Genomic DNA, 10,158 nt, shown 5'->3' with positions numbered 1-10,158 from the left:
CCGGCAAACGATTGATGAGCTGCACCCCACGCTGTTGTATTTGCTGCTTTATTTTCAGGGTGAACCGTATCTGCACCCGCAATTTCTGGAATTGGTGGCGTACGCAGCTCGGAAAAATATTTACACCGCTACTTCTACCAATGCTCACTTTTTGAACGGTGAAGCCGCTCGCCAAACTGTAGCTTCCGGACTGGACCGGCTGATTATTTCTATCGATGGCACTACACAAGCAACCTACGAATCGTACCGAATTGGAGGTAGATTAGATAAAGTGCTGGAAGGGACTGAGAATATTATCCACTGGAAAAAAAAGCTGCGTTCGCGCACCCCGCACGTCATTTTTCAGTTTCTGGTTGTACGCCCCAACGAGCACCAGATTGCTGAAGTGCAACAGTTGGCTAACAAAATTGGAGTAGATGAAGTACGATTTAAAACCGCTCAAATTTACGACTACAAACAAGGTTCGCCGCTCATTCCTACCCAAGAAAAGTACGCCCGCTACCGGAAGCAACCCAACGGAAGTTACGCGATTAAAAATAAGTTGCTGGATCACTGCTGGAAAATGTGGCATTCCTGCGTGATGACCTGGGACGGGCGCATTGTTCCCTGTTGCTTCGATAAAGATGCTCACCACGTACTGGGTTCAGTGCAGGAAAAATCGTTTCAGGACATTTGGTACGGTGAGGCTTATCAGCAGTTCCGCGGTCAGCTATTACAATCGCGCCAGCAGATTGATATTTGCCAGAATTGCACCGAGGGGACCAAGGTGTGGGCTTAGTAACCTAAAGTGGTTATAACAGTATTAGGAAGTACTATCATGCAGAAATAAAGCTCTTAAACCGTTATGGCTGTAAACAATCTTTTGGATACCAGCACAGTTAGTTTGAGTGATATCGTTGGTAATGGAAAAACATATGTGGTTCCTCCTTATCAGCAAGATTATTCATGGAAAAAAGACCAATGGGAAGATCTATGGAATGATATTTTAGGGATTAGAGATTCTGGGAGCGTTCATTATATGGGTTCGATCGTTCTTCAAAACATGGGAGAAAAGAAGTACCATGTTATTGACGGACAGCAGCGGTTTTCTACGCTTATATTAATTGTATTGAGCGTTACTAATTACTTGAATAAACTTGTTAAATCAGGTATAGACGTAGAAGATAATAAACAGAGAATAGAGTTACTTCAGAGAAAATTTATTGGAGATAAAGACCCTGCTTCTCTTACCTACTCTTCGAAATTGCAACTAAATGAAAACAACAACAGCTTTTTCCAGTCTAACCTGCTAGTTTTTCGCAGTCCCACTAATACTAATACGTTAAGAGATTCAGATAAACTTCTCTGGCAAGCGTATAATTTTTTTGTGGATAGACTTGCTGAGGCGTTTGGTGAGAAAGCTAACGGTGAAGAGGTAGCCAACTTTCTCAATAAGATGGTGGCGGAAAAGCTAATGTTCATCCAGATTGTAGTTGAGGATGAATTAAGTGCTTACACAGTTTTTGAGACGTTAAACTCCCGTGGTGTCGGCCTTACTGTTACCGATTTGCTCAAGAACTACTTATTCTCTATTGCCACACAAGTAGACCTACCTCACATAAAAGATAAATGGAAGAAGATTATTAATATAATTGGTCTAGATAATTTTCCTGTTTTTCTGCGTCATTATTGGATATCAAAGAATAAACTCATCAGACAAGAATACTTATTTAGAGCTATAAAAGAGGCTATTAGTTCTTCACCCGATGTAATTTTTCTTCTCGATTCATTAGAAGAAAACGCGCAGTTATATAACGCGCTATCTAACTACGCGGATACGTTTTGGGAGGGAGACCGAGAGGTTAAAAAAAGAATTAAAGAGTTGACCCTTTTTAAGGAAATACAGGCTTATCCATTGCTAATTTCCGCATACAATAACCTTTCTTTAGAGAATTTTTCTAAAGTCCTTAAACTGGTGAGTATTATAACTTTTCGGTATACCGTTATTGCGCGATTACATACAAATTTGAAAGAGGATGTTTACAATAAAGCTGCCGTTAAGGTGAATAACGAAGAGATGATTTCAATTCAACAGATTGCACAATCAGTAAAATCACTGTATCCTGCTGATACTGATTTTAAAAATGATTTCTCGACAAAATCGATCAGTACTAAACGAGGGAAAAAGATTGTTAGGTATATTCTTTTTAAGATTGAAAATCACTTGAGCCAAAACGATTATGACTATGAAGAAAATCCAGCAACAATTGAACATATTTTACCAGAGAATGGCAGTGAGAATTACCACAATGATTTTCCACCTGCTATACACGATTCTGTGGTTTATAGATTAGGCAATTACACGCTTTTGGAAGATGATAAAAACCGACAATGTGAGGTTTTGCCTTTTGATGATAAAAAAGCTATCTATCAAACCAGCCAATACGAGATGACTAAGCAGATTCAGGCAAATGAGTGGACACCGAACACTATTGATCGTAGGCAAAGCAGATTAGCAAATTGTGCATCTTCAATATGGAAAATTTCACAGTACGATAGTCAGAACAAGTAGTCATTTGCGGTAAAGCAAGAAATTTGTAAGTAAGTTATTAAGAAAAAGTAAACGAAGTTGAAATTTTGCACGTTGTATGAAAAATGTTAAAAATGTCGTAGTTTTTTCGGCAAATGAAAAAATTTAACGAAATTACGCTTATCTGCAAATCTAAGGTCGTATGAAAGTACTTAAGTTTTCCGTCGCTATCCTGTTTCTGGCTGCTGCTAGTAGTTGTTCTCACCAAACTTGCCCTACCTATTCTAAAGTAGAGGCCCCAGTAAATCTTACTGCTACTACGCAATCGGCGGCAGTAGTTACTCCCGCTCGGTAGTTTCTATTCCAGCTTTTTGTAAATCTTCCCAGAACCGAGGATACGATTTATTCACTACTCCCGGATTTTCAATAACTAATTCCGACTTCATTACTAGTGGCGCAAAAGCCATGGCCATTCGGTGATCATCGTAAGTATCGATAGTTAGCTCATTTGGCCACGTTAGTTGTTGCGGTGGAATTAGGTTCCAACTACTACCTCTTTCATTTAACCCCGCCCCTATTTTCGCTAGTTCAGCTTGTAGGGCGGCAATACGATCGGTTTCTTTAATCCGTAGGCTTTCTAAACCAGTCATGGTGCAGGGCACTCCGGCAGCAGCACAAGTCACCGCTACTGTTTGCGCTAAATCCGGGCAATCACTGAAATCGTAAGAAAAGGATTTTATCTCACCTTGTTTACTTAAGCGAACACCTTCTAATTCAAACTGAGTGCGCACTCCCAGGTTCTCCATAATTTCTATAATCGCCTGATCACCTTGAAATGAGTCCTTTCGTAATCCTTTTAACACTATTTCACCCTGCTCGGCCAAAGCCATAAAGCTGTACCAATAACTAGCCCCCGACCAGTCGGATTCAATAGTGTAGTTTCCTGACTGGTAAGAAGACGGTTCCACCCGGATTGTTCGTTCATTTTCCCAAGTAGGTTCTATACCGAAGTGTTGCATCAGTGCTAACGTCATATTGATGTACGGGCGACTGCCGATTTTGCCTACTAACTCCAGCAACAAGCCACGATCAAACGTAGGCGCAATCATTAACAATGCCGAAATATACTGGCTGCTAACATCACCCCGCATCTGTATGTGCTTCATTGACTGATCAAGGGTCATACCTCGCACATGTACCGGGGGGTATCCTTCTTCCTCTAAATACTGAATATCCGCTCCAATTTCTTGCAAAGCATCTACTAAAATACGTACCGGACGCTGGTGCATCCGGGGAGTACCCTTGATGATTTTACCTAATTTTTTTACCGTACAGTACGCAATTAGAAAGCGCATCGTAGTTCCGGCATCTAGCACATCCAGTTCGGGCTTGTTAGACTGGAGTAAGCGTTGCATGGTTTGAGTATCGCGGGCTTCTGATAGATTATGTAGTATAATTTCTTCTTCGGAAAGTGCCTGAATAATAAGAGCACGATTACTTTCACTTTTAGAAGAAGGCAACGGCACAGTCGCCTGAATAAATGAGTTAGGTTTACGAATATGTAGATATTCCAAAAGAAGAGGTAATTAAGGGTGCAATACTCTCTAGCGTATTGTAGTAGTAAAAGTATTTAAAAATTGGGGTTTGCATGGTAGATAGTTCTCTTATTTTTTTCGTACTTTGATGAGAGTATTAATTTTTTATTCTATCTAAACTATTTTTCTATGAACAATGAAGAAAAAACCTTAATAGCCTTTGTACTTGGTTTAGCAGCAGGAGCTTTACTTGGGCTTACCATAGCTCCCGAAAATGGCAAGAAAAACCGGCAAAAAATAAACGACTCGGCCAATGATGCTCTCTATGATTTGGAAGATGTATGGGAAGAAGGATTTGATCGAATTAAAGATATAGCTGAAACAGCCGTTGAGGAGCTAGAAAAGTACAGTAAGAAGTTCACTAAAAACTTATAATAGTTACTCTACTCTAGCAATACGATCAACTTTATATCAAAATAAAAAAGCGATGTTTTATCATCGCTTTTCTTATGCTATTTAGAAGAATGCCGCCGCCGCTCTTTGATACGGGCTGCTTTTCCTTGCCGTCCGCGTAGGTAGTACAAGCGGGCCCGTCGTACCTTACCGCGACGGATCAACTCAATTTTATCAATGCTAGGTGAAAGTAGTGGAAGAATACGCTCCACTCCCACACTATTGGAAATCTTTCGCACTGTAAAAGTTTCACCGCTGCTATTTCGATTCTTTCGCTGGATAACCGTACCCTGAAATTGCTGGATACGCTCCTTGTTACCCTCTTTAATTTTCACGTGAACATTAATAGTATCACCTGCTTCAAAATCCGGAAAATTAGACCGGATGTCCTGGGCTATCTCCTGTTCTACAAATGTAAGTAGATCACTCATGGTATTGTCGTCGTTAGCTATAGTCTTTTTCAGAAAAGGACTGCAAATATAGGAAACACTAAAAGATAATCAAAGTTCCTATGAGCATAAAAAAGTAAGGGATGAAACTCTTGCATGTAAATCGTCACTCTAGTATTCTCTTCTATAAGTGATTCTGATACCTATGTCTCTCCTATACTGTTAGACATATATAGAAAAGTGAAGATAAACCACTGCACAGAAAGTATTCAACTCGAGCGAGAGCAAGTTAGTACTAAACTTATTGCTGTTCTGTTTGGGAAATGGAATAAGATCAGCCTACTTCAACGGGCTCTTTTGGTTTCAGCTCGGGTGACTGAGTAGTACTGTCAATCTTCACGCTATCATTGCCGATGATGATGGGCATACCAAAGCGGCCTTCTTCGGGACCATTCTCCAACTTGAGTACTCCACGAGGACAAACCGCCGAACAGATACCACAACCAACACAAGATGATCGGACAATATTTTGACCACGCTGGGCGTACCACCGAACATCAATGCCCATTTCGCAGTAAGTGGAACAGTTGCCACAGGAGATGCACTGCCCTCCGTTGGTCGTAATGCGAAAGCGAGATTTGAAGCGTTGTACTAACCCAAGGTAAGCAGCTAGCGGACAGCCAAAGCGACACCAAACCCGGTTTCCCATCAGTGGATAGAAACCTGTTCCGATTACTCCAGCAAAACCCGCCCCAATAAAAAAGCCGTATGTCTCGGCCATGGTGTAGGTAGGAATTCCGAGCAAACTGCCACTTCCGGTAAAGAAAGTATAAATCATTCCAATAGTCATGACTACCGCAAAAACCAATACTCCATGAATTAGGTAACGTTCTACTTTCCAGGCTCCCAACGATTTGTCAGATAACTGACGGTACGGGTCACCTAATGTTTCGGCCAGACCACCGCAACCGCATACCCAAGAACAATACCAGCGTTTTCCAAAGAAATAGACGAATACCGGAACGGCTACAATAATTAGAGCAATGCCCCAGACCAGCATGAACAGGCCTAGCGTTCCATTGTCAATAAGTTGGTTCAAGCTGCTGGGGAAGAAAAAATCATAGTCGAGTGGCCAGATGTTTTTAAAGTCGAAGTAGGGATTATTGAGGCGAATGAGAATTTCGGGAATCAGGAAGGCAAAGGCGGTCTGGAAAAACATGACCGAAATAGTCCTGATAATCTGGTAACGACTATGCCGATAATTGATAATCATCCGAATACCCATTACGATAATACAGATCGTATACAAGAAGCCATACAAGAAGAACTCACCCGCTGGATTTCCACTAAGGGCTATACTTACCGGATCAACCAGAAGAATCCAGTTGGTCATGTAGTATGGATAAAAGTACAGTACAATGTAAAATAGAATCAAGAATGTACCTACCATAATGCCCAGCCATCCTCGGTGTTTTAGGGCTGAATGAAAGATATGATTGTTCTTAATTCCGGGATGCTCCTTTACTCTTGGCAACAAATACATTAACGAGCCAATAATTGCCGTGAGAAAAGTGAGTAACAATATGGTAAGTTTGTTTTCGGCGATAAATCCTACCGTTGAAGCTTTAACAATAGCAGTTTTTAGGCCTTTGGATCGATACTTATCAATACCTTTTTGGCGAGCAATATCATTATTGATACTGCTGATCTGACCACTGAGCTGGCTCTGTAATTCTTCTTGACTACTGAACTGCTGTCCTTCCAGCCAGTTAGTGTAATCCCGCAGCTTCTGAGCTTTAGCTTCTGCCACCTCACTGCTACCAAAAACAGAGGTGGCCGCGTCTAGCTGATAGGTTCCGTCGTTCTCGCTAATAATCTTCTCTACCATCTGGCCGACTTCTTCATCAGAGATACCGTAGATTTCTTTGGCTTGTTCGTTTACTTGCTGAATCGCTCCTTCCAAATCACGAATGAAAGCGAAATTGCTTCCGTAGGTTTTACCGAACATTTCGGAAGCACCTTCTATCGATAACTGATAGGTAGAAGGCGAAACTTTGCTATTGTTAGTGGAAGTCTGCTGGGCAGCCGCATTCATATTTTTTTCATCTTCTGTACCTAGCTGCTCCAGCAGAACTTCTTCGGTTAGCTGGTAATTAGATAGAAAGAAAATGGCTATAAAAAAGCCAAAACCAGCAATAAATAGAGCTAGGCCAACTAATTGGATAATACTTTTTCCGTGCATAGTTTAAGTTTTTATAGTCCGAATAAGGCAGCAATAGCTCCTTTACGTTTTCGCTTTATTGGGCGATTGGGGTAGTCTCGGATAAATTTTCGGGCAATATCTTCTTCGTGCGTTTGGTAAAACTCAGGGTCAAAGTTAGCTTCCTCCAGATGTTCTAGCGCATATTCTACACTTCGCTTCTCCCGTAGCCAGCGGTCGCACACTTCGTGGCGAAAGCGGATGCCCATTAGGTTAAATCCAATCACTACGCCACTTTCCCGATCGAAGGCGATACGAACGGCTTTCTCTCCATCAGGGTGTTCCCAATAAAATTGTTCTTCAAAATCTTGCTGCTGAGCGTTAATTTGCCCGTACACCTGATACTCAATATCGAAGAACTTCGCCGAATTGAAGAAGATGCCCGGTATGTATTTCATGGGTTTACCGCAGATGGTTTTCGCCAGGGTTTCACCTTGCATACGTCCACTATACCAGATTTGCTCTAAAGGCTGCCGTCCGGAAGGTGGATTAAGATGCTGGGCACAATCACCTACGGCGTATACATCGGGGATATTCGTTTGTAGTTGTTCATCGACCAAAATTCCTCGATCAGTTTCAATACCCGAGTCTGCCAGAAATTTAATATTGGGATGAACCCCAATGGTAATTCCTACAAACTGACAGCGATGTTCTTCTCCATCTTCTAACACCACCGAAGAAACCCGACCTTGCGAGTCGCCTTTAAATTCCTTTACACTCCGTTCGGTCAGCAGATTGATACCATTGGCACGAATATGACGGCTAATCATTTTTGATTCTTCGGGCGGTAGTATGTTGCTCCAGTATTCTTTTTCCCGAATAAAGAAAGTGACCGGAATATGGCGCGTATGCAAACATTCCGCCATCTCCACTCCAACTAATCCTCCCCCTACAATTACCGCTTGCTCTATGTTCTTGGTATTGCCTTCCATCGCCTCAATATCTTGATACGTGATCATTCCCTGAATACCCTTCAGATTCTCACCCGACCAACCGGCCCGATTACCGCTAGATCCGGTGGCTAACACCAATACGTCATATTTCAGTGTATTGCCACTCTGAAGACTGAGAATTTTCTTCGAAGTATCTATCTGCTGCACATAATCCCGCAGCAACTCTATATCGTTTTTCGACCAGAACCAATCTTCGTAGGGTTTGGTATGCTCATAAGTCATGTGGCCCATGTAGATATACATGAGTGCAGTTCGGGAGAAGAAATGGTCAGTTTCGGAAGAAATAACCGTAATCTTGAATTCACTGGCGGACTTTAGCTTTCTGATATTCCGGGCGGTGGTAATACCAGCGATACCGTTTCCGATGATGCAAACGTGAGTCATAGGGTTGAAGGATTCATCAGCCAAATGTAAGCTGCCGACAAGGTAGAAAAAGTCGGGTAGATTACATAGCTAGTAGTCCACAGTCGATAGTTGATAGTCTACAGCGAAGTATTCTGTGGACCATCGACTTTCGACTATTTAAACTAGAAACTATACACGACCCCACCCGAAACGCGAGTTGCTAATCCTACATTTCTTCCTCCTACGAATTGACCTACTCCAACGGAGACACCTAAACCACTAGTTATTGGAACGTAGCCACTGATACCAATTTGGGTGTAGTTTACCCGAGTCTCGTTGAATGGTACACCACCAATATCAGGAGCATCACTATCCGATATCTGCGTCTCAGACCATAAGTCCAGATAGAAATTTTTACCGGCGTAACCAAGCTTTCCCGCCAGTAAGGTAGCGTTGGGAACATCGTTGCTTCGGATAGAGTAACCGGCTTGTAGATCAATGAAAAATCCGCTATTCATAAAATACTGGGTCATTAGCCGAGCATCTACCCGAGTAGATTGATTACCAATAGATAAGACTGCGTTATCGGCATAGTCACTCAGGGGAGTAGCGACGCCAGCGGCTCCTAAAAATGAGAGGCTGCCCCCTTCAGTTTCTATATACAGCGGACGCCACTTTAAAAATACCGCTACATCCTGTAGTCCATTTACATTTTGGTCGGGCGCATCTAGATCTTCATTTGCTCCTTGAGCCGTAATAAAAGGTAAGTTTACAATAATATCCAGATTATCGGTTAATCCATAAATGCCGTACAAGCTTACGCTTTGTGTAGTAATTTCTCCCCCAAAAGGCGGCGGTGCATCCATCTGTTCTGTTCCAAAGTAAAACTCATCGTATTGTTCCCACGAATAGGAAAGTACTAGGCTGCCGTGTCCCTTCCCTTTCATAAAACCATCGGTTAATGATTGAGAATTTGCGGGGGCAATTAGTAGCAAACTGGAAATAAAAGTGATGCTACTAAGCAAGATAATTGTTCTATTGCTCATACTAAATTGCGTTAAAAGATTAAATAATTGTTGAAGCTTTATTTGGTTATATTTGGTTTCAACGCAATTATGTTACTGCCAAGTGATTATTATGTCTTCAATTTGACAAATGATAATGTGTAAAGAAAACTTATCATTAGCAGCAACTATTTAAAGTGATTAATAAAGAGGAGAAGCTATATGTCAATAAGATGACACTTTTGAGCTATCTAATTTTAACATGGCACGTTAATGGCATAAAACCAACTAAACATGATTAATAATGAAAGCAGTAATAGTCACTATATTAATTTACACTCTCACGTCTCTCAGTACCGCTGATTTTACCCAAAGTGTTGACGATTTACTAGGGAAACAGGTAACCAACGGAATGGTCAATTACGAAGCAATTGCCAATAATCCGACAAAGATTAATCAGCTTTATGAGGAAGTGGGAAGAATTTCCCTCGATGGAGCATCCGACGCTGAAAAAAAAGCATTCTATATTAATGCTTATAATATTGTCACCATTTACCAGATCACCCAAAACTATCCGGTAAAATCACCTATGAATATTACTGGCTTTTTTGATAAAAATAAGCACCAAGTAGCGGGAAAGTCGCTTACCTTAAATCAATTAGAGAAGGAGCACCTGCTTAAAGACCATTTTGATGCGCGCACTCACTTTG

10 protein-coding genes are annotated in these 10,158 nt (G+C 41.5%); 5 read left to right on the top strand and 5 right to left on the bottom strand.

The features are described 5' to 3' along the window. The 3 genes from WBA23_RS19735 to WBA23_RS19725 form a co-directional block, all read left to right on the top strand. The coding region (locus WBA23_RS19735) for an SPASM domain-containing protein (RefSeq protein WP_424584001.1) at positions 1-778 on the top strand (778 nt) is incomplete at its 5' end. A 66-nt stretch (positions 779-844) separates the two neighbouring features. Continuing rightward, positions 845-2,551 carry a DUF262 domain-containing protein gene (locus tag WBA23_RS19730; protein WP_424584000.1) on the top strand — a complete coding sequence of 569 codons (1,707 nt, stop codon included), beginning with the start codon at positions 845-847 and terminating at the stop codon, positions 2,549-2,551. Positions 2,552-2,711: 160 nt separating this feature from the next. Further along, positions 2,712-2,864 (top strand): hypothetical protein, encoded by a 153-nt coding sequence (locus WBA23_RS19725; protein WP_424583999.1) that lies wholly within the window; start codon positions 2,712-2,714, stop codon positions 2,862-2,864. Here the strand turns inward: WBA23_RS19725 and aroA are convergent. Next, positions 2,848-4,083, bottom strand: coding sequence for a 3-phosphoshikimate 1-carboxyvinyltransferase (aroA, locus tag WBA23_RS19720; RefSeq protein WP_424583998.1), 1,236 nt, complete (start codon positions 4,081-4,083; stop codon positions 2,848-2,850). The genes WBA23_RS19725 and aroA overlap by 17 nt on opposite strands. Positions 4,084-4,233: 150 nt before the next feature. Here aroA and WBA23_RS19715 point away from each other — a divergent pair, with 150 nt between their 5' ends. Then, positions 4,234-4,479 (top strand): YtxH domain-containing protein, encoded by a 246-nt coding sequence (locus tag WBA23_RS19715; RefSeq protein WP_424583997.1) that lies wholly within the window; start codon positions 4,234-4,236, stop codon positions 4,477-4,479. Between the two features lie 77 nt (positions 4,480-4,556). Here WBA23_RS19715 and rplS read toward each other — a convergent pair whose 3' ends face one another. From rplS to WBA23_RS19695, 4 genes are all read right to left on the bottom strand, one after another. Then, positions 4,557-4,928 (bottom strand): 50S ribosomal protein L19, encoded by a 372-nt coding sequence (gene rplS / locus WBA23_RS19710; protein WP_424583996.1) that lies wholly within the window; start codon positions 4,926-4,928, stop codon positions 4,557-4,559. 292 nt (positions 4,929-5,220) lie between these two features. Continuing rightward, positions 5,221-7,128 (bottom strand): 4Fe-4S binding protein, encoded by a 1,908-nt coding sequence (locus WBA23_RS19705; RefSeq protein ID WP_424583995.1) that lies wholly within the window; start codon positions 7,126-7,128, stop codon positions 5,221-5,223. Between the two features lie 11 nt (positions 7,129-7,139). Beyond that, positions 7,140-8,483 carry an NAD(P)/FAD-dependent oxidoreductase gene (locus WBA23_RS19700; protein WP_424583994.1) on the bottom strand — a complete coding sequence of 448 codons (1,344 nt, stop codon included), beginning with the start codon at positions 8,481-8,483 and terminating at the stop codon, positions 7,140-7,142. Between the two features lie 143 nt (positions 8,484-8,626). Then, entirely contained in the window at positions 8,627-9,490 is an 864-nt protein-coding gene (locus tag WBA23_RS19695) for a transporter (RefSeq protein ID WP_424583993.1), read from the bottom strand. A gap of 262 nt (positions 9,491-9,752) precedes the next feature. Between WBA23_RS19695 and WBA23_RS19690 the strand changes: the two genes are divergently transcribed. Then, positions 9,753-10,158 (top strand): DUF547 domain-containing protein (locus WBA23_RS19690; RefSeq protein ID WP_424583992.1); only part of this gene is annotated, 406 nt, incomplete at its 3' end.

It is taken from the genome of Tunicatimonas sp. (genome assembly GCF_049647865.1).
In the GTDB taxonomy this organism is placed as follows: domain Bacteria; phylum Bacteroidota; class Bacteroidia; order Cytophagales; family Cyclobacteriaceae; genus Tunicatimonas.
Note: the sequence above shows the minus strand (reverse complement) of the source record. Positions and strands in the feature narration are given on the sequence as shown.

Excerpts from the sequence above, each read along its gene's own strand:
- WBA23_RS19730 (WP_424584000.1), top strand. The coding sequence starts at position 845 with ATGGCTGTAAACAATCTTTTGGATACCAGCACAGTTAGTTTGAGTGAT.
- WBA23_RS19725 (WP_424583999.1), top strand. The coding sequence starts at position 2,712 with ATGAAAGTACTTAAGTTTTCCGTCGCTATCCTGTTTCTGGCTGCTGCT.
- WBA23_RS19715 (WP_424583997.1), top strand. The coding sequence starts at position 4,234 with ATGAACAATGAAGAAAAAACCTTAATAGCCTTTGTACTTGGTTTAGCA.
- rplS (WP_424583996.1), bottom strand. The coding sequence starts at position 4,928 with ATGAGTGATCTACTTACATTTGTAGAACAGGAGATAGCCCAGGACATC.
- WBA23_RS19705 (WP_424583995.1), bottom strand. The coding sequence starts at position 7,128 with ATGCACGGAAAAAGTATTATCCAATTAGTTGGCCTAGCTCTATTTATT.
- WBA23_RS19700 (WP_424583994.1), bottom strand. The coding sequence starts at position 8,483 with ATGACTCACGTTTGCATCATCGGAAACGGTATCGCTGGTATTACCACC.
- WBA23_RS19695 (WP_424583993.1), bottom strand. The coding sequence starts at position 9,490 with ATGAGCAATAGAACAATTATCTTGCTTAGTAGCATCACTTTTATTTCC.